The organism is Bacillus sp. AFS098217 (assembly GCF_002551815.1).
Lineage (GTDB): Bacteria > Bacillota > Bacilli > Bacillales > Bacillaceae_G > Bacillus_A.
Genome location: NZ_NVPR01000078.1, coordinates 20,091 through 43,523 on the forward strand (window position 1 = coordinate 20,091; position 23,433 = coordinate 43,523).

Genomic DNA, 23,433 nt, shown 5'->3' on the forward strand with positions numbered 1-23,433 from the left:
TGTATACACCTCCATTTGTAGCATTTCTTAAATAGCAGGAATTTATTCAAAAAAATAAGGTGCTATAGGAATTTCGTTTGGTTTATGCAGTTGTTGTTAAAAACTTTCTCAATATGAATAAGGATAGTATTGTACCTTAAGATATTTAAAATTCAGAAAAAATAAAATATAATTAGTGTATGAACTGGTTATGCCCAAACCAATCTCCTGTTTTATGCCAACTTGCTTGAGACCGAGAAATCGGTCTTATTTTTTTGTTATTTATAATTGGATAGAAACAAGGTTTTTTAAACCTTTTGTCGAATTTTTAGAAGGGGATTTGAAAGGGGAATGAGAATGAATTTAAAAATGAAATACGTCATTTTATACGTAGAGAATTATGAAGAATGTCTACAATTTTACAAAGATATTTTACAGTTACCAATAAAAGGTGAACATGGTACATACATTGAATTTGATACCGGTGCCACTATTTTAGCGATGAATAGTAGAGAGGACGTAAGGGAGTTAACAGGATTATCAATCCCAAATGATACATCAGAATCCTCTAACTTTGAAATTGGATTTGTTGTGGAAGATGTTAACGAAACAATTTCGAGATTTAGAGAACAAGGTGTAAAGGTATTAGTGGAACCAATAACGAAACCATGGGGACAAACGATTGCTTATGTTTCTGACCCAGATGGTAACTATATTGAAATTTGTAGTTCATTAGAGTAGAAGGAGAAAGAAAATGAAGTTTCCAAATATAGAAACAGAGCGTTTAGTATTAAGAGAACTAACATTATTGGATGCAGAAGCGATGTTTCGTTATTTTGAAAAGGAATCTGTCATACGTTATTTCGGAATGGACTCTTTTCAAAATATGGAACAGGTGAAAAATATGATTCAGACTTTTAGAAAAAGGTATGAAGAGGGTAATGTTTTACGCTGGGCGATCGAGTTAAAAGGAACAAATCAATTAATCGGTACATGTGGATTTCATTTAATGAATCAAAATCATAAGCGGGCTGAGATTGGTTATGAACTAGATGATACATATTGGGGAAAAGGATATGCATCTGAGGCTTTACAAGCAATTCTTACATATGGATTTGAAACGCTAAAATTAATCCGAATCGCAGCAGTTGTTTATACAGAAAATGAAGCTTCGCATAAATTACTGAAAAAGGCTGGATTTAAAGAAGAAGGATTACTTCGAAAATATATGATTCAAAATGATGTTGCTCATGATACTGTAATCTATTCATTACTGGAAGAAGAGTGGAAGAGATAATGGATGTAAATGCAGTAGTAAAAGTCATTGCTGAAAATACAAGTAATCGGTTTGTTGTAGGTGTAGATGGTCTAAGTCGTTCAGGGAAAACAACACTAGTGAAGAAACTGGAAGATGACTTAAAAAAAGAAGGTATTCCGTTTCATATTTTCCATATTGATGATCATATTGTAGAACGTAATAAACGTTATAATACTGCACATGAAGAATGGTATGAATACTATAAATTACAGTGGGATGTTGAGTGGCTACAGCAAAACTTTTTTAACAAACTAAGGTTGGAAAATCAGTTCAGTCTTCCGTTCTATGATCATAAAACGGACTCATGTAAGATGCGAGAAATAATAGTTCCTGGCTTTTGCATTATCGTAATTGAAGGAGTTTTTCTTCAGCGTAAAGAATGGAGGGAATTCTTTGATTATATGGTGTATTTAGACTGTCCAAGAGAACAAAGGTTTCTTCGTGAAAGCGAGGAGACACAAAAGAATCTTTCAAAGTTTGAAAATAGATATTGGAAAGCAGAGGATTTTTATTTGAAAATGGAATGTCCAAAACAAAGAGCTGATTTGGTTATGAGAGGATAGTGCTTGATATCATATGATCAATGCAGAAAAGACGCATGGATAGTTTTTATCTATGCGTCTTTTTTTATGAAATATTAAAAATTCTAAAATCACAGAAGGTTAAATTCGATATTTATAGAATTTAAGTAATGACAAAATAAGGAGGGGGAAAAATGGAAGTATTGAATTTGACAAGTAGAAAAAGAGAAACATATGACGTTCAAATAAAGTACTCATTACTTTTTGAATGTGCACTTGGAATTGCGGCGATTACGCATAAAAAACTTATTGATACGTTAGAGAAATCTCAAAGTGAGTGGGAAGAGATTAGAGAAACATTATCAATGGAGATGTTAGAGCATTTACATTTTGTAGAGAAACATAATACGTGGAAAGCGTTGTTACAACTACTGTATCAAAAAGATTTTAGCGATTTATCGCAGTTTATTGAGCATATAAACGCGCTATCAGAGGTGGATTTAAAGTATGTATGTCTTCCATTTGTAGGAGATAAATATCAAGAAACAAGAAGGAAGGCAGCAAACAGAGAAGGGCAAGCGGTGCAGGAATTAAAAGAGATAACCCGCAATCATCAATTTTACTCGACTTATATTGAGTTTATATGTAACGCGGACATACAGTTACTTAAAGAACATCTTATTGCTGTTATGACAGGATGGTATGAAGCTGTTATTGAACCTGAAGCAGAAAAACTGTCACTCATACTAAAACAAGACTATGAAATGAAACGTAAAATGAATGAAAAGATGAAATCAGAAGCATTCGTTGAGTGGGCAACAGGTGGTATTACATATTCTCCAGAGCCAAGCGTACATCATGTTCTCCTTATCCCTCAGTTAACCTACAGACCTTGGAATATTGAAGCGGATATTGAAGATACAAAAGTATTTCATTACCCAATCGCAAATGAAAGCATAAATCCAGAAGATCCATATCAGCCAAGTTATTTTTTAGTTCATAAACATAAGGCGCTTGGCGATGAAGCGAGATTGCGTATTGTAAAATTATTGTTTGAAAAAGATCGTACATTGCAAGAGATAACGGAACGATTAAATATTGGAAAATCGACAATTCATCATCATTTGAAAATTTTAAGATCAGCGAAGTTAGTTGATATTCAAGATGCAAAATATGTTTTGAAAAAGAAAGCATTAGAGGCTATTTCGAAAGAATTAGAACTTTATTTGAGTAGGTAATAATGAGTGTTCAAGAATTCATCTAATGAGAAGAAACTATCCTTAGAGCATACACAATAGAAGGAAAGATAAATAGAAAAGTTGGTGTGACTAGTGGGAAATATATTAAGAAATCGATCATTCTTCTTTATGTGGATTGGCAGTGCAATTTCAGAATTAGGTGGTTCTTTTGGAACTTTATGTAACTCTATTCTTGTGTATCAATTAACAGGTTCTAAAACGGCATTAGGAAGCATGTGGCTACTGTATCTGATCCCGTCACTCCTTTTACAACTTATGATTGGACCTTTTATTGATAAGTGGAGTAGAAAGTGGATTATGATTTTATCGCAGTGGGCTCGTGGATTTGCCTTTTTGCTGCCTCTTATAATGCTGATCGTTAACAATATAGAAGTTTGGCACGTTTATGTTGTACAAATGATAGTTGGACTGATTACACCTTTTTATGTGCCAGCAAGTCAAGCGATTACACCAACAATTGTGAATAAGGAGCAGTTACAGACGGCTAATGCGTATATTGATGGGATGGCTCGACTTATGATGTTTTTAGCTCCTGTATTGGGCGGGATTGTTATAGAGTTTATAGGAGTAAAACTAACTTTATTTTTCGTTTGTTTATTTCTATTTATAAGTGGTGCTTTACTGTTGTTTATACAGGAACATAGAGTAGCTCAAACAGTTCGTAAAAGTTGGTTAAAGCAATCTATTGAAGGATTCACCTATTATTTCAGGCACCCCATTATCGTCTGGTTAGGTGTTTTTCTCACATTTGTTCAATTTGGAGTTGGCGTAACTATGGTTATCAATCTCCCGTATATAATAGAGGAGCTTTCGGCAGGTTATGCTGATTACGGATATTTTATGGCAGGTTTTCCCCTTGGGTATGTAATTGGTTCTATACTTGTTGGGAAAGTGCAGTACCATAGTAGACGTCTTCTAATGCTTGGAGCGTTATTGATAGGGGGAATAACATATATTTCACTCGGACTAAATCATAGCATATTTTTAGCGATTATCATTGAAGTTGTAGCGGGGGTATGTATGGCGTTTTTTAATGTTCATAACACGACAGTATGTCAACAAACTGTGCCAAATGATATGATAGGTAAAATATTTTCTGTACGCTTATTTTTAATAAGAGGTGTGATGCCACTAGGTATTCTAGTTGGGGGAACATTGAGTGAAGTATGGGGAGTAAGGGCGCTATATGTATTAATTGGATCTATCATATGTGTAACTTCTTTAGCTGGAATACTACTTCCATACTTTAAATTTCTTGATGAATCTATTCAAGAAAAATCAGCTTGAAATATTATAATTGAAAATGATTATCACAACTAATTATAATGGGAGAATACTAGAATATTTACATACAAAGGGAGTGGGGTATATGTTTATCGAAACGAAAACGATTACAGTGAAAGAAGGTACTTCAGATCTTGTTGTTCAACATTTTACTGGAGAAGGAATCATTGAAAAATTTGAAGGTTTTATCGACTTAAGTGTTCTTGTTAAAAAGGTGAGAAGAGGGGACGAAGAAGCCGTTGTACTGATTCGCTGGGAATCTGAAGATGCATGGAAAAACTGGGAGACAAGTGAAGAACATTTAGCTGGACATAGAGAAAGTCGCGGGAAACCAAAACCAGATCATATTATTAAAGCAGAGCATGCGGTTTATTATGTGAAATCATCGAAGGCTGCTTATCAACAGTCTTAAATTACTACAATTAAACATTAAAAAGAGCATTGAACCCTGGTTCAATGCTCTTTTTGATGAGATAGCTATTATATAGTTTATGGAAACTAAAATTACAGTGTATCAGTCTAACTTGATTACAAATTCAAGGTTGGCTGGCTTGTCCGCAAAAGGCATGTTAGATTCTTTAAATAATAAACTGATGCCTGAAGGATTGTCAGGGAGAGGAGGTGAAACTACGAAATTAAAGCTCATATGTCCATCTGTACCACCGCCACCTTCTGTTCGACAATCATATGTGTTATTTATGGATAATTCGAAAAAACTACTTATATGTCTATTATTAAGAGTTTCATTTGTTGGATCCCAATCTATGTATAAATATATAACGCTAGCATTGGAATACTGTCTAATATAGGTTACTGTATATATACTCTCTTCATGTTCAAAGGATTTAAAAACAGGTAAATGTCTCTTGAATTTAGTTGGCTCAACATGAGGTTTAAAATAGTTTTCATCTCTCATTGATGAGAATAATGAATTTAAATAATCTGTATAAAATCCATATTTTTTTGCCCAATTAGATATAGCTTCATCAGGTGGAAATCCTGGATTTTGATTTGAAAGTTCTTTACGTTGTTTTAATAAGGAACAAATTTGTTCATCAATTTGGAATATGCGTTCATCATAATAATCTGTTGGACGTTCAAAGGGCATTCGTTTCATTGTAATTCCTCCTTTTAAATCTTATTTTAACAAAAAATGACAGACATAAATGTTACTATTTAGTCTGTCATCATTTTATAAAGGAATATTTTTTACTAGTTTCGTTTTAATTCTTCACATCTTCATATAATTCTAATGCTTCTTTTACACTCAATCCATTTTTAACAATACCATATATCGCTTGAATCATCGCAGCTGGATGTTCAGATTGCCAAATGTTCCGGCCCATATCAACTCCAATTGCCCCTTCTTGCAATGCTTGATATGTAATTGTTAAAGCATCTTCAATCGAATCTAATTTTGGGCCACCTGCAATGACGACTGGAGCAGGGCATGTGCTCGTAATTTTTTCAAATCCTTCGCAGTAATACGTTTTAATAATATCAGCACCCATTTCAACACATACGCGTGATGCAAGTGCTAAAAATCGTGCCTCTCGTTTTTGAAGTTCCTTTGCTACGGCTGTAATACCGAGAACGGGTAAGCCGTAATCATGTGCTTCAGAGACGACGTTAGCGAGATTTGTAACAGTTTGAGTTTCATAATCTGATCCAACAAAAACAGAGACCCCAACTCCTACTACATTTTGCCGCAGTGCTTCTTTAATCGGTGTAACAATAGTTTCATTTGCTAAATCTTTACCAACTACAGTTGGACCGCCAGAAACACGTAAAACCATTGGTGTTTTGCAATCTTCAGGAATGCAGGAATTGAGAACGCCACGCGTTAAAAAGAGGGAGTCTGTATAGGGAAGTAAATTTTTCACTGTTTCCAATGGTTGTTCTAATCCGTGAATTGGTCCTAGGAAGTACCCGTGATCAATCGCTAACATAACGGCTTTTCCATCAGGCAATATTGTATGTAATCGATTTTGAAATCCCCAAGTCATTGTAAATCACTCCTTTGTTAAATTTGGATTTTCTGTGTGTACAGTATCTTTTTCTTGTAAATGAGGTGACTTAATAAAGATAGCTTTAAAGATTTGATCTGAGTGGTTAATAAGATAGTGAGATTCATGAGGACGAACTTGTAAGACGTCACCTTGTTTTACAGGGACTCTTTCATTATCAATATAGAAATCAATTTCACCTTCTAGGGCATAAAAAATTTCTTCGCATGTTGTATGATAATGATTTTGAAATTCTTTTCCAGGCTGAATGACTACAATGCCAAGGTCAATGTTAGGCCCTTTCACTAAATATTTGGGACCATGGTTACCAAAGCGATAGGAGAAATCATCTTCATTTACTTTAAGCATATTGTTCACTCCTTTGTGTAATATGTTACAGTGCACCTGGTGCAATCCACATATGTGATGTGAATCCTTCATCTGCTAGGGGGAGTTGTTTTTCATAAACCGCTTTCCATATTTGATAGAATTGTTGATATAGTTTGTGATGTTCAGTATTCGGCTCATAGGTGTTTTCCCATTTTACAAATTTCTGAGAGATTGTTTCCATAGAGTCATATATTCCAGCGCCAACTCCAGCCGCAATTGCTGTTCCTAAAGCGGCCGCTTCTTTTACAACTGGTACTTTGACAGGAATCCCGAGAACATCCGCAACAATTTGTGACCATAGTTTACCTTTTGCAGCACCACCTGCAAATATCACTTCAGAAGGAAACTTTCCTGTTAATGATTCTATTAGCTTTAAATTTCCGAGTGTTACAAATGCAGCATTTTCTTCGAGGGCGCGGAATAATTCTTTCTTTCCACATTTATCAGCGTCTAAGCTTAAGTTGATGAAAGAAGGTGCGGCATGGCGCCAAGAAATATAATTCATTACATTTGAAAAGACAGGAATAATACCGTAAGATCCTGCAGGTACTTGTTTTGCTTGTTCCTCTAGTAATTCGTAAGCATCCACACCAAGTTCATCTGCAAGCTGTTTTTCTTCCTGACAAAAGGCGTCGCGAAACCATCTCATAACGAGACCAGGAAAAAAAGCAATTGTTTCATATTGCCAAAGTGTAGGGATGACGTGGCAATTGACACGAATACGAGCATTTGGATCAGTTTGCGGAATCGTTATATTTATCTCTTGTTGCCAAAAGCTTCCCCCGCAAATAAATGTTTGTTCAGGATTTACGACTCCTGATCCGAGCGAAGCCATTTGAGCATCACCACCGCCAGCAACAACTGGCGTTCCTACTTGTAAGCCTGTGAGCTCTGCACTTTGTTTTGTTACATGACCAATAACTGTCCCTGCTTCATTTACTTTTGGAGCAAATGTTAAAGTTAGGCCGCATTGTTCAGCAATCGAATTATCCCAAGTTCTATTTTGTAAATGAAATATACCAGACGTAGAGCCGTTTGACGGATCTATTTGTAACACTTTACATAACTTATAGAGAATCCAATCGTTTAACATTGTAAAGGAATGAATGTTTTTGTATATATCAGGTTGATGTTTTTGAATCCATAATAGCCTAGGTAAGGCGCCTAGTGCGAAAGTTTGCCCTGATTTGGCATATAAATCTTCTTCAAGATGAGCGCGAATTTGTTTTAATTCATTTACTTCATGAGAAGCACGACCATCAACATTAGCACATGCCCATATCTCATGACCGTCTTTATCGTATAAAACAAAACCTTCCCGCATACTTGTGGCACTAATGGCTTTAATAGAGGAAGGATTCATATTGATTTTTTGAAGTGCATCTTTTGTGCATTCTTGAACGAGTTTCCAGTTCTCTACCACATCAAAATTCATAGAACCAGGATAACGAGAGTCTGGTTCATGAATCCACTCTTTTTGACTTACAGCAAGCTGATTTCCTTCTAAATCAAAAAGGACGGCCCTTATACTGCCAGTTCCAGCGTCATAAGCTAATAGAGAAGACATTATGATTCACCTTCCTTTCTTAATAGAGAGAGGGCTGTTTCTTCATCGGTAATTAATGTATGAAGGAATTCACCTTTTAAAGCTCCGTAAATTGCATCTAATTTTTCTTCACCGCCAGCTACACCGACTACATGTTTCATCGTTCGAAGAATAGAAAGTGGTGTACCAATTAGGCGATCGTGATGCGGAAGTTCTAGTAATTCTCCATGTGTATTGTAAAATTGTCCAAGAATATCTCCGACACCATTTTGACTCCGTATATAGGCCATTTCACGAAGCGTTAATTTATCTTCTTTTATAATCGTTGCATCTTGAGACAGGCCCCCAATACCAACGACTGCTGTATTGGCAAGCGAAGCGACATGTAGCATATCTTTGACTGTTGGTTCTGAAAGAATGCTTTGTGCCATTTCGGTTGAAGATGCTAAAAATGGAGTAGGAATGAGATGAAGTTCTCCTTGCATGTGATTTAAATAATTTTGTTTTCTAGGAAGATAGTGATTTACGCCACCTGTAAGGGTAACAATAGAAAGTTGCATTGATGATTCGAAATGGATGTTTTCTAGCATTTTTGATATTGTTTCTCCCCAACCAATGCCAAGTAAATCTCCGTGCTGTAAATGCGTTTCTACATATTGCGCAGCAGCTTTCCCTAAAGAACTAGGATGATTTTCCATCGGGGTAGGAATAACAAAAGAATCTTGCAAGTGAAATCTTTTAATAAGTTCACGCTCGATACTTAGGCAATGTAAACCGGTACCTTTTACATGAAATGTAACGATGCCTTCAGCGCGTGCTTTATCTAATAACCGAACGACTTTATTTCTTGAGATGTGAAGCAATGAAGCAATTTCCTGCTGCGTTAAATGATCTTTATAGTAATACCAAGCGACTTTTGTTAACAAGTTTTCTTCAAAGTTTAGCTGTGACATCCTCTTCATCCCTTTCAACAATTGACCGATGCTTAAACATATGTGTTGGTTTTTTTGTTTATACCGATAGAGGTAGTAAAAATGTTCAAGAAAAATGTGTTCTAGATATGAAAAAAGGGATATACAATGCTACAAAACAAGTAGAACAAAAAATCATTTTCTCAAAAATTGTTCTGTATAAAGGCAGGTGACAAGATGTGGAGAATGTACCCTTATTAAAAGTGAAACAGGTAAGTAAATCTTTTTCAGATCAACTTGTGTTAAATGGGGTTACTTTGGAATTAGAACGTGGAGATGTATATGCTTTAGTAGGCGGAAATGGTGTTGGAAAATCAACATTGATGAAGATATTAACAGGTTTATACTCTTATGATACTGGGGAAATGTATGTAAAGGGAGTATTACAAAGATTTTCGAATCCAGCAGAAGCGCATTGTAATGGTATTTATTTAATTCCACAAGAACCGTTAATTTTTCCTCATATGACAATCGAAGAAAATATATGTATCGGGATAAAAGCTGGAAAGAAAGAGCTTCGTACAAAGGTAAAAAAGTTAATAAAGAGTTTAGGGTGGAGCATAAGATTGAATGAACTTGGGGATTCATTATCAATTGCGCAGCAACAATTAGTAGAAATATTAAGAGGATTAATAAGAGAAGCTGAGATTCTTATTTTAGATGAGCCAACATCGACATTAACAACTCACGAAATAAAGAGTCTTTTTGTGCTGATGAAAAGCTTGAAGAAAAAGGGAATCGGAATGATTTATATTACGCATCGTTTTCCAGAAATCTTTGAAATTGCGAATAAAATAGCTATTTTACAAGATGGAATGATAGTAAGCCAAGGGCATGTATCAGATTATACATATGACATGTTAATGGAGGGATTACTGCCAAAAAACTATAAACATGAAGAGAAGAAAGAGGTACCTCAAAACACTATGAAATATTTTAAACAAATATTAGAGGTAACAAATTTATCGAGTTATGCATTTCAGGATATATCACTAACGGTAAATGCTGGGGAGGTTGTAGGAATTGCTGGTGTTGTTGGATCAGGTAGAACGGAATTAGCAGAAGTAATCTACGGATTAAGACCAGCAAAGGCTGGAAGTATTTTATTGAAAGGGAGTCCGGTTACAGGCTGGTCTACGAAAAGAAGATTAGATGCAGGAATTGTATATGTTCCTGAAGACCGAGCTGGAAATGGGATTTTTCCAATTGCGTCAGTTAAAGAGAATATAACGTCAGCTTCTTTGCAGCGAATAAGTAACTTTTTCTTAAATCCTAAAAAAGAAAGCGCTTTAACGGAGACGTATATTCAAAAGTTCCGAATAGTTGTTCCTAATATAGATGAAAAAATGACATCTTTATCAGGTGGAAACCAACAAAAAGTTGTATTAGCCAAGTATCTTGCTTGTGAACCTAAATTAATGATTTTTGATGAACCGACACGTGGAATTGATGCGAAAGCAAGACTAGAAGTATATGAGGTAATTCAAAATTTAAAACAGTCAGGGCTTGCAATTTTATTAATTTCTTCAGATGTAGAAGAAATTGTTCAATTAGCAAATCGCGTATATGTGATGAGGAATGGGAAACTTGTGTCCCATTTAGAAGAAGGAGCAGTTTGCATAGATGAAGTTACACGCCTCGCATATGGAGGAAGGGAAGGTGTAACGGAATGAAACGCTTTTCTAACATATTTAAAACGCATGAAACGTCCATTATCATTTTATTACTTATTTATATAGCCCTTGTAGGAATGATTAATCCTAGTTTTGTTCAGTTTAATTCGCTTTCTTTAATTATGAAATCAAGTCTTATTTTAATCATACTAGCTATTGGGCAATCATTTGTATTATTTACTAAAAATATTGATGTTTCAGTCGGTTCTATTATGGGATTAAGCGCAGCGATTTGTGGGATGTTTTTGACAAATGGTAATAGTATTTTAATTTCAATCATTGTTGCAATCTTGTTTGGAGCTGTCATTGGAATGATAAATGGAATTGGGGTTACGAAGTTTCGTGTACCAGCAATTATTATGACGCTAGGAATGTTAGGAATTATTAGAGGAACAATGTTGATATATACAGGAGGAAAATGGATTGAAGATATTCCTAATAATTATAAGCGGATATCTGCTGTTACGATACTAGGGTTTCCAATTACAGTATGGATTGTTTTTGGCATTTTACTATTATTATATATTTTTTTAACGAAAGCACCTTTTGGAAGATATTTTTATGCTGCCGGAGATAATGAAGACGGAGCGCGTCTTATTGGAATATCGGTAGACAAGGTGAAAATATATGCATTTATTATTTCAGGAATAAGTGCAGGGGTTGCAGGATGCCTATTTGTGATGAATATTGGATTTGTTCCAAATCAAACTGGCACAGGAATAGAGCTGCAAGTAATTGCTGCTGCTGTTTTAGGTGGAATACATCTAAAAGGTGGAACAGGTTCTATATTCGGCGCAGCACTAGGAGCAATTTTTTTAGAGGTTATAAGTAGTTCATTAGTCTTTTTAAAAATACCAGCTTTTTGGAATAGCGCCATATCAGGATTTTTACTTTTGCTTATTATCATATTGGATAGCATATTAAAAAAATGGAAGGAAATGCGGCATTTAGAAGGGAGGAGAATGAACCTATGAAGTATGCACGTGGACTTTTAAGATGGGAAGGAGCTCTTATTGTATTACTTATCATAGAGTTTATTCTCTTTGGTTTGTTAAACAGTGATTTCTTTAATATTAGTAATTTACTTTTCAGTATGAATGATTTCATTTTCATTACCATTGCAGCAATTCCGATGACTTTTGTAATCGTAACAGGTGGAATCGATGTATCTGTAGGATCTATTATGGGGCTTACTTCAATTCTAATCGGTGTGCTCTGGATGAACGGTATTTCAATTGTTTTAGCTGTCATCATTGCTCTATTTGTAAGTTGTTTAGCAGGGGGATTGAATGGCGTCATTATTAAAATGACAGGTGTGGAACCTCTTGTTGTTACACTCGGAACGATGTTTTTATACTCGGGGATTGCTCTTGTAGTTTCAGGAGGTTCAAATGCAGCTGGGTATGAAGGGATAAGTGGATTACCAAATCCTTATGTACAACTGGCAAACGGTAGTTTTATAGGAATTCCTAATTTATTATGGCTACTTTTATTTTTAACGGCAGTATTTGCAATATTATTTCATCGAACAATATATGGCCGTCATGCCAAATTAATAGGTGCAAATGAAAACACAGCTAAATATTCAGGTATCCGAACGAAAAGGGTAGTTATTATTGCCTATGTTCTGTCCGGGTTAGGAGGTGGATTAGGGGGAGCTTTTTTAACCGCGTATATCGGTTCAGCGCGTGCCGATATTGGAAGTGAAGCAATTTTACCAGTTATTACGGCAGTTGTATTAGGTGGCACACTTATCACTGGTGGGAAAGGAAGTATTTTCGGAACAGTACTAGCAAGTATATTTATTGGCATGATGCAGTACGGTTTACAAATGACAGGTTTAACGAATGAACAGTCAAATGTAGTTATTGGTATTATACTTATCCTCTCTGTTATTATTAGGCATTTCAAATTACAGCAACTCACTATGTGGAAAAGAAGGAATTTGCATAAGGGGGAAATGTCATGAAAAGAAAACTAGGGATTTTTATTATTATATGCGTTTGTATTATCGGTTTAATTGCATGTTCTAGCCAAACAGCAGATAAGAAAAAAGCAGATGATGTGAAATTCGCATTCATTCCCAAATTAACAGGAGTTGGTTTCTTTACATCAGGGGGTGAAGGTGCAAAAGAAATGGGAGATAAGTTAGGTGTGAAAGTGAAATATGATGGACCGTCAGAGGCGAGTGTATCAGGCCAAGTGAAGTATATAAATAATTTTATTAATCAAAACTATGATGCATTAATGGTCTCATCTACATCGGTTGATGGACTTTCACAATCATTACAGCGAGCGAAGAAAAAAGGGATGACCGTTTTAACGTGGGATTCTGATGTGAATCCGAAAGACCGTTCATTTTATATAAGTCAAGGAACACCAGAACAACTTGCGAATTTATTAATTCAAATGACATCATCACAAATTGGAGATAAGGGGAAGGTAGCATTCTTTTATTCAAGCCCAACTGTAACAGATCAAAACCAATGGGTAACGAAAGCAAAAGAGATTATAAAGGAAAAATATCCGAATTGGGAAATTGTAACGACGCAGTATGGTGAAAATAATGCGCAAAAATCATTATCAGTTGGAGAGAGTATTTTGAAAACGTATCCAGATATTAACGCAGTGATTTGTCCAGATGCGACAGCACTTCCAGCAATGGCACAAGCAGCGGAAAATTTAAAAATGGATAAAAAGATAGTAGTTACAGGATTTTCAACACCAAACGTAATGCGTGATTACGTGAAACGTGGAACTGTTCAACAATTTGGACTATGGGATGTAAAACAACAAGGTGCGCTTGCAACTTATGTTGCAAATGAAATTGTGGTAAAAGGAAAGAAATTAAAAGTTGGTGATAGTTTCGAAGTTCCGAAGATTGGGAAAGTGAAAGTGGAACCGAATTCTATTCAAGGCTATGACTACGAAGCAGATGGAAATGGAATTATCGTATTGCCAGAACGAGTTGTGTTTACGAAGGATAATATTGATAAATATAATTTCTAATGATGAAATGAAAAACGTCCGGTATTTTATCGGACGTTTTTATTATGCTATTCTATTAAAACTTTTTTATTCAACTTAGTACCCCTTTTCACAAAATGAGCAAAAATATCCTAATTATTGTATTTATGATAATATAATTCTGAATATTAAATTTATAAAAGGTGGGATATATTTGCTTACACAAGAACAAATCTCAAACTTATTCAGAAATTTTTCCGTAAAAGAATGCAAAGGATCAAGCGATTTATACGAGTATTTATCATTGAAAATTTCAGAAGATGAGGAAATCCTTGCATTAGCGTCACACGCACAACTTGGTCAGCCAACTCCTAACTTATTATTTGGTGCTGTTCACTATTTATTATTAAAAGGGAATGATCATGTTTTAAAAAAATATTATGGAAGTCTTGTTGTAAACCCTGAAAAGAATTTGGAGCAAGCTTTCCAGCAGTTTAAAGACTTTTGTCAGCTTCATAGAGAAGAAATTATCTCTATCTTAAAAAACAAATTAGTACAAACAAATGAAGTAAGGCGATGCGCTTATTTATATCCGAGTTTTTGTTATATCTTTAATAAAGTTCAGAAACCTTTGGCTTTAATTGAGATTGGGACGAGTGCGGGATTACAACTGTTTTGGGATCAATATAGCTATTCGTATGGAACAGGAGAGGTATATGGAAATATACATTCAAACGTTCATTTGAAATCAGAAATCAAAGGAGAGAATCAGCCATTTTTCTCACAACAGAGTCCACCTGTCGTAGAAAGGATTGGACTGGATTTACATATAAATGATTTAAAGAATGAGGAAGATTATGTATGGTTACGTTCGCTTATTTGGCCTGAGCACAAAGAAAGACTTGAAATGTTTGACAATGCAGCAGCTTGTTTAAAAGAACAATCTGTGAGGTTAATAGAAGGGGATGGAGTGTCTCTTCTTTCAGAAATTGCAGAGCAACTTCCAGAGGATGCGGTAATTTGTGTTTTCCATACACATGTAGCAAATCAAATACCAGAGAATGTAAAGCATAAACTAGTGGATCAGATTAAAGAAATTGGTGCAAGACGAGATGTATTTCATCTATATAACAATATGTGGGATAGGGACCTTCATCTTGATTATTTTATTAGCGGAAAAGAATATCGTGAAACTGTTGGTGAAACAGATGGACATGCACGGTGGTTTAGCTGGAGGTTGGAAGATAAATTGTTTTGCTAGATTTTATCTGTATAGAAAAATAAATAAAAATCATTTTTATTTATAATTACATATGTTGAATTAGCACACAGAAGACTTGTCTTCGTGTGCCTTTTTATTGTAAAGATAAAATGCGTTCATGGAGCATCTAAAAAATTATTATATTCGTCTTTTGACCAGTTATTGTGTGAAAACGACCGATTATCGAAATTTTATTTACAGTAACTTAAATAGCTTTTATATTTAGAGCGAGTGAAAGGGATGTGGTGAAGTGAAATTTGAAGTGTCGATTGATCCATCTTATAAAGAACCGAAAATTATTATTCTAACGGATAAAATGACAGATGAGATATCAGATATTATGAAGCGACTTTCGGAAACACATATGGATTCATTAGCTGTATTTTCAGAAAGAGGTGTTGAAATTGTTGAATGTAAAGATATCGTCAGGATTTATACAGAGAAACAGAAGGTATTTCTCCAAACTGCTGCTGGTATCTATACCGTTCGCTCCAGGTTATATGAACTGGAAGAGAAACTAAATAGTCAATTTTTCGTTCGTATTTCCAATTCAGAGATTGTTAACATCAAAATGATTACGAATATGGATATTAGTATGACAGGAACAATTGGCGTGTCATTAACAGGGAATATCAAAACATATGCTTCTCGACGCTATGTTTCAAAAATTAAGAAACTGTTTGGGATATGAGGTGAAAGCAGCGTGAAAAATTTATTTAGTCGAGTTGTTGGTGGTTTTGTCATCGGCGTGATTATTGGACAAATTGTACAAATCCTTATTTCGCTTAAATTAGGCCAAGGAGAATATATGCCAGTTGTAGATCATTTTCGCTCTTTCTTTGTTAGCGAGGTGACCGCTGTCACCGTGCAAATAATGTTAACAGGGATTATTGGCGTTACATTTGCTACAAGTGCTCTTATTTTTGACATAGTGAAGTGGAGTCTACTGAAACAGTACATCGTTCATTTTTGCATAACAGCACTAGTATGGGGGCCAATTGTGATGATACTTTGGATGCCAAAAACGTTCATAAGCACACTGATTTTTTTTATTAGTTTTTTAGGTACATATGTTGTCACATGGGCTATTCAATACATGATTTCAAAGAATGATATTAAACAAATTAATGCTGCGATTCAATCAAAAAAATTAGAAGGAAGAGGTGATGAATAAATGAACATTGCTATAAAAAATCTAACGAAAAAATTTAAAGGGCACACAGGTGTCGACAATCTTTCAATGACAATTGAAAGAGGAGAATTTTTTGCACTTTTAGGGCAAAATGCTGCTGGGAAAACAACAACGATTAAAATGCTTAGTTGTTTGCTTGTACCTACAAGTGGCGATGCAATAATGTTAGGAGATAGTATTGTCAAAAAACCTACGGCAGTAAAACAAAAAATAAACATTTCACCACAAGAAACTGCGGTAGCCCCGAATCTTTCTGTGCAGGAAAATTTAGAATTCATTGCGAGTATCTACGGCAGCAATAAACAAGAGACTGAACAAAAAGCAACGGAAATGATGACAAGGTTTGGACTTTCGGAGAGAGCAAAAAATAAAGCAAAAACATTATTAGGCGGGTTGCAGCGTCGACTAAGTATTGCAATGGCACTCATTTCAAACCCAAAAATCATTTTTTTAGATGAGCCAACACTAGGACTTGATGTTCGTGCTAGGCGTGATCTATGGAAGGTTTTACTTGAATTAAAGGGTAAAATCACGATTATTTTAACGACGCATTATCTAGAAGAAGTAGAAGCACTTGCTGATCGCGTCGGCATTATGCACGGGGGTAAATTGCATGCACTTGGAACAATTGATGAATTAAAAGAAAAGACGGGACAATCTTCTTTAGAAGATATTTTCCTTATGCTAACTGAAGAGGGGGTCTGATTATGAGATATTTAGCATTTGCTTCACGTAATCGTAAGGAGGTTTTACGTGATCCTCTGACGCTTCTTTTTGGGATTGTGCTTCCGATTATTATCATGTGTCTTTTTTCAATCATGCAGAAAAATATGCCGTTTGACCTTTATAGTATAGAAAGCTTAACGCCAGGCGTGATCGTTTTCAGTTTTTCTTTCATTACGTTATTTTCAGGAACGCTGATTGGTAAGGATAAAAGCAGTTCGTTTTTAATGCGGATTTTCGCTTCACCTATGTCTGCGTCTGATTATATGATTGGATATGCTCTTCCACTATTACCGGTTGCAATTCTTCAAATTGTTATTTGCTTTATTTCAGCATTTTTCTTAGGTTTATCTTTTAATGCGAATGTACTAGGTGTCGTAATTCTGCTCATTATCATTGCGATGCTTTATATTGGATTTGGTCTACTGCTTGGCACGTACTTTACAGACAAGCAAGTTGGCGGGATTTTTGCAATCTTTGTCAACCTTACAGCATGGTTAAGTGGCACTTGGTTTAAGTTAGATATGATTGGTGGTGCGTTTAAAACAATCGCTTATGCATTACCATTTGCCCATGCGGTTGATGCTACACGATTTGCTTTATCTGGTGAATACGGTGATCTTGTTGTACCTTTATTATGGGTAGTGGGTTATACGATTATTATCTTCGTAATTGCTGTTTTGGGCTTTAAGAGGAAAATGAAAAGCTAACTAGATTGTATTCATACCAAAAAATCATCCTATATTTTCTATTCCATTAAATATAGTAAACCCAATAGAATCAAAGAACAGCTAAACTTTGCGATCCAAAATAAGGAAATTTAGTCCAAGCAGCAACCTGCAATCTAATAAGACTACCATCATCTTGGATATGAAATACTGAGACTGTACCTTGATTCCCGTTCAATGTGTAAAAATAGCGGCCATCTTTACTCACACCAGCATCTATCGGCAGACCTGTAGATGTACCTGCTGGTGTACTGGTAATATGCCCGGCAACCGATAGTGCTCCACTTGAATCTATACGATATGTGGTGATTGTGCCACTTAAGGTGTTGGTGGTATAAGCAAATCTTTCATTCCTCGTTGTTACAACCCAGCAAGTGGTCTTCTGGCCGTTCAGTACAGAGCCAATGATAACATTAAGAATCCCGTTGTCGCTCATTGAATATGATGACAGCGTACTAGAAAAGGATTCAAAAGTAGTCCTGAGGATAGAAAACAAGAGCCGAACGGTCCCTTACCACTTGAATCGTTAATAATTGGACCTGTAACCGTACCATTTTTATTCACATGAAATACACTGAGATGGTTTGAAGTAAGCTCGGATACAACGATTTTACTACCATCTGGAGTGAAGAGAACCTGCGCCGGCTGAGCATTGAAAGTACTGAGAGAATGGGTTGATCCGGGAATAGGAGTAAGGCGTCCGTTATCATCTATGCGAAAACCAGTGATATTGGATGCAAAATTGTTAGCGGCATTGCCTACATTGGAAACATAGAGTAGATTACCAAATACATCTACGCTATTGGGCTGGGCACCTCCTGATGGCTTCATATCCACGAGAACAGGTGCTCCGCTGTCGGTTATCATGAAACTACTGACACTATTGCTGCCTGCGTTAACTGCAAGTAGGAAACGGCCATCACGGGACAAAGTTAAGGAACCTTGTGACGCAAGGGGATCGATGCCATCGTTTGCAGTTGCAGTTGAGACTTCTCTTGTACCAGTACCTCTGCCATAAGTTGGATAGGAACCTACAAAGGTGAGTAGTCCATTCATGTCCTTGTAAAAGGCAATGATTTGATTCGTTACTTCATTATTGGTCATAATATAAACCATACTCGCACGAGAATATTCGTTCATCTTTTGACCAGTTATTGTTTGAAAACGACTGATTAGTTGAGACGATACAAAAAATGATTTTGTGTTATTGTAATAAATAAATTTTAGTATAAAATGAACCTTTTGTGAGAAACGAGCGAATATAGTGTGAAAGATTGTTTAGAACATGAGAGGGGAAGAAAAATTGGAGGAAATAGAATTAAAGGAATGGCTTCAGAGAATGACTTCTGGAGATGAACAAGCCTTCCAAGTTATTTATAAATTCACATGTAAAGATGTTTATAGGACGGTTGTTTTTTTAGTAGGAGATAAGCATGATGTAGAGGATATTGTGAATGAGGTATATATCCAAATGTGGAAATCGGTAGCAAACTATGATATGAATCGGTCTTTTCGTTTTTGGCTACATGGATTAATTGTTCGACAAGTACAAGATTGGCGGCGTAAATCATGGCGACGCTTTCGTATTTTTGAAAAAAAGAAAATGTACGAACAAGATCAGTCTTACATAGTGGATGAAGATATTTTACATAAAGAAACGCGTAGTGAGTTAGTAGAGCTCGTACAAAAGTTATCATATAAGCATAGGGAAGTCGTTATTATGCGCTATTTCCATGAATACAGTTTGGATGAAATTGCAGCGCTTCTTCGTATACCTATTGGTACAGTAAAGTCTCGATTACATACAGCATTGAAGCGTTTACGGTCAGAAATGGAGAATGTTCCAGCTATACAGGGGGGCGAAGCGAATGGATTTTGAAAAGCGGTTAAAAGATGAATTGCAAATGAAAGCGGAAGCGATGGAACCACCTAGTAATCTTCAAAAAATGGTGAAAACCTCTTTTAATACATATCACCAAGAAAAGAAAAAGCGGAGACGATCGATGAAGAAAAAGCTGTTAGTCGGATTAATAGCCGCTGCAATTCTTATACCGACAGGGACTTTTGCAGGACCTACCTTGGTTAGTAAAGTTATTGGCACTCCAGAAGAGGCAAAGGAACAATTTGGTGCAGTTGAAGAAGAATACAAAGAATTCAACGAAATATTTGAAATAGCAAATCAGCTGTTCACAAAAGAAGAGTTTGAAAAATTTTCTAAGCTGTGGAAAGAATCACAAGCATTAAATAAAAAGGCAATTGTAGTTGATGGAGAAAGAAAAAGTCGAAGTACAGCTCGGCTTAGTAAAGAAGAATTGAAAAGATATGATGAAGTAAATGAAGAGTTACGACCTTACGAAGAAAAAATATATGGGAAATTCAAATATACGATAAAAGAAGCACAGGAGCTAGTTAATTTCCCTATAAAACATCCGGACTACTTACCTGAAAATTATAGATTATATGAAGAAGAGGCAAGAGCGGAAATTACGACTGGGAAACCACAGCCACTCATTACGCTGACTTATGTGAAAGGCGAATTGAGTTCAAAAAGTGGTAGTTTTGAAGATGTATTGCAAATCAAACAGTCTGAAATCTTTGAAATAAAAAAGGTACCGTATGAACAAAATTTAGATGATTTTGACGAACGACCTTTTAATCGATTATCAAACTATACGATCGATGGGTGTAGGGTAACATTAGGAGAAAATAAACTTGGAGATATAATTGGTATGAGAATAATTGTGCCAGCAAAAAATGGTAGAAATGAGTATCGAATCTTTGTCACTGATAGCAAGTTACCAAAAAAAGAGTTAGAAAAAGTATTATTTTCAATGGTGAAATAAATAGCGCAAAGTAGCTATTCAAAAGTGAATGAAAAGTTCAATATTTATTAATATAGCAGGATATATCAAACAAAAATGAAAGTAATTAGTTACTTTCATTTTTGTTTATGATAATATGTTAGTAATCACTTACTTACATATCGGATGGAGGAATTAGAATGGGAAAGCCAACAGCGAGAGAAAAAGTTATGGAGGCAGCGACTTTATTATTTGGTGAAAAGGGGTATACGGCAACGACAATTCGTGAAGTTGCGGAAAAAGCGGGGGTAAGCGAGTTAACTATTTTTCGTAATTTCAAAAATAAGGAAAATTTATTTCGAGAAAGTATTATTTTGCGAACGACACCAGTTGCATTGTTAGAGGAAATTGAAGATCAGTTTACAGGCGATTTAAATAAGGACCTTACAAAAATTGCAGAAACATATATCCAGGTAAACTTACCGAAGTTAAATTATATTTGGGCAGCATTATTAGAATCTCGACAAAATAGTGAAATGAGACGATTACTTCATGAATTAAATTCACATTTAGTTGACCATTTAGAAACATATTTACAGCAACTTGGAGAGAAGGGGCACATTATTCCATGTAACTATCGTTTAATCGCGAATATGTTTTATGGACAATTATTCTTATATATTATGAATGTCAGTATAACGGAAGAGGATATTCAATTAGAAGAGTATATAGAAGTGTGTGTAAATCTATTTATGAATGGGATTTCATTTAGCAAAAATTAAAAGAGAGGAGATGGAAAATATGGGGAAGATATTTGCGTTAATTGCATTAGTTACAGGGTTTTTCATGGCAATTTTAGACTCAAATATTGTAAATATTGCATTACCAGAAATGACAAAGACATTTCATACTTCAATTGATACGATTTCTTGGATTGCAAATGGATATAATGTTGCTTTTGTGACCTGTTTATTAATAGCAGCTCGTCTTGCGGATCAATTTGGCCGCAAGAAGCTGTATGTTATTGGTTTAATAGGATTTTCTATTAGCTCATTCATGTGCGGAATAGCATCATCTTTTTATATGTTAGTAATCTTTCGTGTGTTGCAAGGAATTTCAGCAGCCATAATTGTACCTGTTGCGATGCCGCTTGGACTTGAACTTGTACCGAAAGAAAAACAGGGTATGATAGGTGGAGTTATGGGTGCTTTTGGCGGGTTAGCTGCAGCGATTGGTCCATCACTTGGAGGGGTTTTAACAGATAAATTAAGTTGGAACTGGGTATTTTTCATCAATGTACCAGTTGGTAGTCTTTCCTTAATCTTCGTCTTTCTTTTTATTAAAGAATCTTATGATCATACCGCAAGCCCTAAAGTAGATTGGGCAGGTATGGTTACTTCATCATGTGCATTATTTTTACTTGTATACGCTTTGATACAAGTAAATAAAGCGACTTTAAGTCCGCTAAGCATAAGTCTTCTCTTTAGTATTTCTATTATAAGTTTTATATTGTTTATCTTTATTGAAAAGAAAAGTAAAAATCCAGTGTTACCCCTATATTTATTTTCATATAAGGAGTTTTCGTTTTCAAACCTTGCGTTATTTTTTGTGGGCATGGGGTTGATGAACTTTTTATTTATTTTTGCATTTTATTTAGTTCAAGTAGAAGGAATGAGTGAACTTAAGGCGGGAATGATTATTAGTACACTAGCGATTGTATCAATGATAGTTACGGCAATTATGACACCAATCGCTGCAAAACGTGGAAGTAGTGTCATTGGCAGTGTAGGTATTATTGCATTTTTAATTGCTTCGTATTTATTCGGGCATATGGAGTTAAACTTTTCGACTTGGGATTATGTTTGGCGGCTTATGATTGTAGGTTTCGGTGCAGGATGTACGCTTGCTCCTTTTACAACAACTGCAGTATTAAGTGTGCCAATTGAAAAATCAGGTATTGCATCAAGCGTATCCAATATTTCAAGAACAGTAGGCAGCATTGTAGGCGTAGCGATATTAGTCGTTATTTTAAATCATCAATTATCGAATGAAAAAGAAAAAATAAATCAACAAGTCATAACAATGGTTCAAAAAAGTAATCAAACAGATTTAGAAAAAGAGAAACTATTGCAAGCAATTCAAACAATTGATAAGCAGGAACGGGTAATAATAGAATCAAAAGAGGGAAATGAATTTTATGAACAAGTGAAGTGGAAATATAAGCATGCGGTTATCCGTAGTTTCAATCAAACATTTTTAATAGGGTCATTTATTTTTCTTTTGGCACTTATTTGTAATGTAGTAGAAATATATATGAATAGAAAGAGGGAGAATAGATTAAGATCCTCATGTTAAGTAATTAATACGAAACAATCAACAAGTTTTGTTTACATAATATTATTATGAGTAGAATTCTTAAGGTGGCTATCATTACATGTTTGAACCTACATAAATAGGGGATCATAGAAGTAAAATTGTTGCATTCAAAATGAAAGTATGCAATAATCAGCATATTTTTATTTGGTCTCGCCATTGGGAGCGGATTAATCGTTCATTCATGCTTGTATCATCAATAATCCATTTTTTAAGTATAATATATGTTCTCTAAATTGGATTGGCTATCTATATAAATCCATTTTAATTTTTCGACATCTACATCCCTGCTATGCAGAATAAAAAGTAATCTACACTCGTCTGCTCTTTCTGTTTTTACTTCGCATGTGGCAGGAAAAGGCCCTGACCGCTTCTTTGCATGGCCGGATGCCCTCGCCCACCTAAAAGAAAGGGGCTTTTATGTAGGTTTTTCAATTTGCA

24 protein-coding genes and 1 pseudogene are annotated in these 23,433 nt (G+C 35.2%); 19 read left to right on the forward strand and 6 right to left on the reverse strand.

What is annotated here, in order from left to right; translation table 11 throughout:
• Positions 1 to 336 precede the first annotated feature (336 nt).
• The 6 genes from COO03_RS19950 to COO03_RS19975 all read left to right on the forward strand — a co-directional run bounded on the left by COO03_RS19950 (position 337) and on the right by COO03_RS19975 (position 4,773).
• Positions 337 to 720 carry a VOC family protein gene (locus COO03_RS19950; protein WP_097898834.1) on the forward strand — a complete coding sequence of 128 codons (384 nt, stop codon included), beginning with the start codon at positions 337 to 339 and terminating at the stop codon, positions 718 to 720.
• A gap of 13 nt (positions 721 to 733) precedes the next feature.
• Positions 734 to 1,276 (forward strand): GNAT family N-acetyltransferase, encoded by a 543-nt coding sequence (locus COO03_RS19955; RefSeq protein ID WP_097898835.1) that lies wholly within the window; start codon positions 734 to 736, stop codon positions 1,274 to 1,276.
• On the forward strand, positions 1,276 to 1,860 hold the full coding sequence (locus COO03_RS19960; RefSeq protein WP_097898836.1) for a kinase: 585 nt from the start codon (positions 1,276 to 1,278) through the stop codon (positions 1,858 to 1,860). The genes COO03_RS19955 and COO03_RS19960 overlap by 1 nt, the downstream gene beginning before the upstream one ends.
• Positions 1,861 to 2,012: 152 nt before the next feature.
• The gene (locus COO03_RS19965) at positions 2,013 to 3,056 is read left to right on the forward strand and encodes an ArsR/SmtB family transcription factor (protein ID WP_097898837.1); all 1,044 of its coding nucleotides are present in this window, start codon (positions 2,013 to 2,015) and stop codon (positions 3,054 to 3,056) included.
• Positions 3,057 to 3,149: 93 nt separating this feature from the next.
• The gene (locus COO03_RS19970) at positions 3,150 to 4,364 is read left to right on the forward strand and encodes an MFS transporter (RefSeq protein WP_097898838.1); all 1,215 of its coding nucleotides are present in this window, start codon (positions 3,150 to 3,152) and stop codon (positions 4,362 to 4,364) included.
• Between the two features lie 82 nt (positions 4,365 to 4,446).
• The gene (locus COO03_RS19975; protein WP_097898839.1) at positions 4,447 to 4,773 is read left to right on the forward strand and encodes an antibiotic biosynthesis monooxygenase family protein; all 327 of its coding nucleotides are present in this window, start codon (positions 4,447 to 4,449) and stop codon (positions 4,771 to 4,773) included.
• Between the two features lie 102 nt (positions 4,774 to 4,875).
• Here COO03_RS19975 and COO03_RS19980 read toward each other — a convergent pair whose 3' ends face one another.
• From COO03_RS19980 to COO03_RS20000, 5 genes are all read right to left on the reverse strand, one after another.
• Positions 4,876 to 5,478 (reverse strand): hypothetical protein, encoded by a 603-nt coding sequence (locus tag COO03_RS19980; protein ID WP_097898840.1) that lies wholly within the window; start codon positions 5,476 to 5,478, stop codon positions 4,876 to 4,878.
• 106 nt (positions 5,479 to 5,584) lie between these two features.
• Positions 5,585 to 6,367, reverse strand: a complete 783-nt coding sequence (gene lsrF, locus COO03_RS19985; RefSeq protein ID WP_097898841.1) for a 3-hydroxy-5-phosphonooxypentane-2,4-dione thiolase — start codon at positions 6,365 to 6,367, stop codon at positions 5,585 to 5,587.
• A 6-nt stretch (positions 6,368 to 6,373) separates the two neighbouring features.
• A complete protein-coding gene (locus COO03_RS19990; protein WP_097898842.1) occupies positions 6,374 to 6,736 on the reverse strand; it encodes a cupin domain-containing protein in 363 nt (120 codons plus the stop codon).
• Positions 6,737 to 6,761: 25 nt separating this feature from the next.
• Complete coding sequence (lsrK, locus tag COO03_RS19995) at positions 6,762 to 8,324, reverse strand: autoinducer-2 kinase (RefSeq protein WP_141523191.1); 1,563 nt, start codon at positions 8,322 to 8,324, stop codon at positions 6,762 to 6,764.
• Complete coding sequence (locus tag COO03_RS20000) at positions 8,324 to 9,274, reverse strand: sugar-binding transcriptional regulator (RefSeq protein WP_170958157.1); 951 nt, start codon at positions 9,272 to 9,274, stop codon at positions 8,324 to 8,326. The genes lsrK and COO03_RS20000 overlap by 1 nt, the downstream gene beginning before the upstream one ends.
• 179 nt (positions 9,275 to 9,453) lie before the next feature.
• Here COO03_RS20000 and COO03_RS20005 point away from each other — a divergent pair, with 179 nt between their 5' ends.
• The 9 genes from COO03_RS20005 to COO03_RS20045 all read left to right on the forward strand — a co-directional run bounded on the left by COO03_RS20005 (position 9,454) and on the right by COO03_RS20045 (position 17,800).
• Positions 9,454 to 10,947, forward strand: coding sequence for a sugar ABC transporter ATP-binding protein (locus COO03_RS20005; RefSeq protein ID WP_097898845.1), 1,494 nt, complete (start codon positions 9,454 to 9,456; stop codon positions 10,945 to 10,947).
• On the forward strand, positions 10,944 to 11,921 hold the full coding sequence (locus tag COO03_RS20010; protein ID WP_097898846.1) for an ABC transporter permease subunit: 978 nt from the start codon (positions 10,944 to 10,946) through the stop codon (positions 11,919 to 11,921). Before COO03_RS20005 ends, COO03_RS20010 begins: the two co-directional genes overlap by 4 nt.
• Positions 11,918 to 12,916 carry an ABC transporter permease gene (locus COO03_RS20015; protein ID WP_141523192.1) on the forward strand — a complete coding sequence of 333 codons (999 nt, stop codon included), beginning with the start codon at positions 11,918 to 11,920 and terminating at the stop codon, positions 12,914 to 12,916. Before COO03_RS20010 ends, COO03_RS20015 begins: the two co-directional genes overlap by 4 nt.
• On the forward strand, positions 12,913 to 13,956 hold the full coding sequence (lsrB, locus tag COO03_RS20020) for an autoinducer 2 ABC transporter substrate-binding protein LsrB (RefSeq protein ID WP_097898848.1): 1,044 nt from the start codon (positions 12,913 to 12,915) through the stop codon (positions 13,954 to 13,956). Before COO03_RS20015 ends, lsrB begins: the two co-directional genes overlap by 4 nt.
• A 172-nt stretch (positions 13,957 to 14,128) precedes the next feature.
• A complete protein-coding gene (locus COO03_RS20025) occupies positions 14,129 to 15,175 on the forward strand; it encodes a DUF2332 domain-containing protein (protein ID WP_097898849.1) in 1,047 nt (348 codons plus the stop codon).
• Between the two features lie 250 nt (positions 15,176 to 15,425).
• Positions 15,426 to 15,866 carry a LytTR family DNA-binding domain-containing protein gene (locus COO03_RS20030; protein ID WP_003198186.1) on the forward strand — a complete coding sequence of 147 codons (441 nt, stop codon included), beginning with the start codon at positions 15,426 to 15,428 and terminating at the stop codon, positions 15,864 to 15,866.
• A 12-nt stretch (positions 15,867 to 15,878) separates the two neighbouring features.
• Positions 15,879 to 16,349 carry a DUF3021 domain-containing protein gene (locus tag COO03_RS20035; RefSeq protein ID WP_097898850.1) on the forward strand — a complete coding sequence of 157 codons (471 nt, stop codon included), beginning with the start codon at positions 15,879 to 15,881 and terminating at the stop codon, positions 16,347 to 16,349.
• Positions 16,350 to 17,072, forward strand: a complete 723-nt coding sequence (locus COO03_RS20040; RefSeq protein WP_097898851.1) for an ABC transporter ATP-binding protein — start codon at positions 16,350 to 16,352, stop codon at positions 17,070 to 17,072.
• Positions 17,073 to 17,074: 2 nt separating this feature from the next.
• Positions 17,075 to 17,800 (forward strand): ABC transporter permease, encoded by a 726-nt coding sequence (locus tag COO03_RS20045; RefSeq protein ID WP_097898852.1) that lies wholly within the window; start codon positions 17,075 to 17,077, stop codon positions 17,798 to 17,800.
• 70 nt (positions 17,801 to 17,870) lie between these two features.
• Here COO03_RS20045 and COO03_RS20050 read toward each other — a convergent pair.
• Positions 17,871 to 18,958 (reverse strand): annotated as a pseudogene (locus COO03_RS20050) (lactonase family protein).
• Between the two features lie 163 nt (positions 18,959 to 19,121).
• Between COO03_RS20050 and COO03_RS20055 the strand changes: the two are divergent.
• The 4 genes from COO03_RS20055 (at position 19,122) to COO03_RS20070 (ending at position 22,974) form a co-directional block, all read left to right on the forward strand.
• A complete protein-coding gene (locus COO03_RS20055; RefSeq protein ID WP_097898853.1) occupies positions 19,122 to 19,697 on the forward strand; it encodes a sigma-70 family RNA polymerase sigma factor in 576 nt (191 codons plus the stop codon).
• A complete protein-coding gene (locus tag COO03_RS20060; RefSeq protein WP_097898854.1) occupies positions 19,687 to 20,661 on the forward strand; it encodes a hypothetical protein in 975 nt (324 codons plus the stop codon). Before COO03_RS20055 ends, COO03_RS20060 begins: the two co-directional genes overlap by 11 nt.
• Positions 20,662 to 20,819: 158 nt before the next feature.
• Positions 20,820 to 21,401: a TetR/AcrR family transcriptional regulator gene (locus COO03_RS20065; protein ID WP_097898855.1), complete on the forward strand. Its 582-nt coding sequence runs from the start codon at positions 20,820 to 20,822 to the stop codon at positions 21,399 to 21,401.
• 19 nt (positions 21,402 to 21,420) lie between these two features.
• Positions 21,421 to 22,974 carry an MFS transporter gene (locus tag COO03_RS20070; RefSeq protein WP_097898856.1) on the forward strand — a complete coding sequence of 518 codons (1,554 nt, stop codon included), beginning with the start codon at positions 21,421 to 21,423 and terminating at the stop codon, positions 22,972 to 22,974.
• Positions 22,975 to 23,433: the final 459 nt, after the last annotated feature.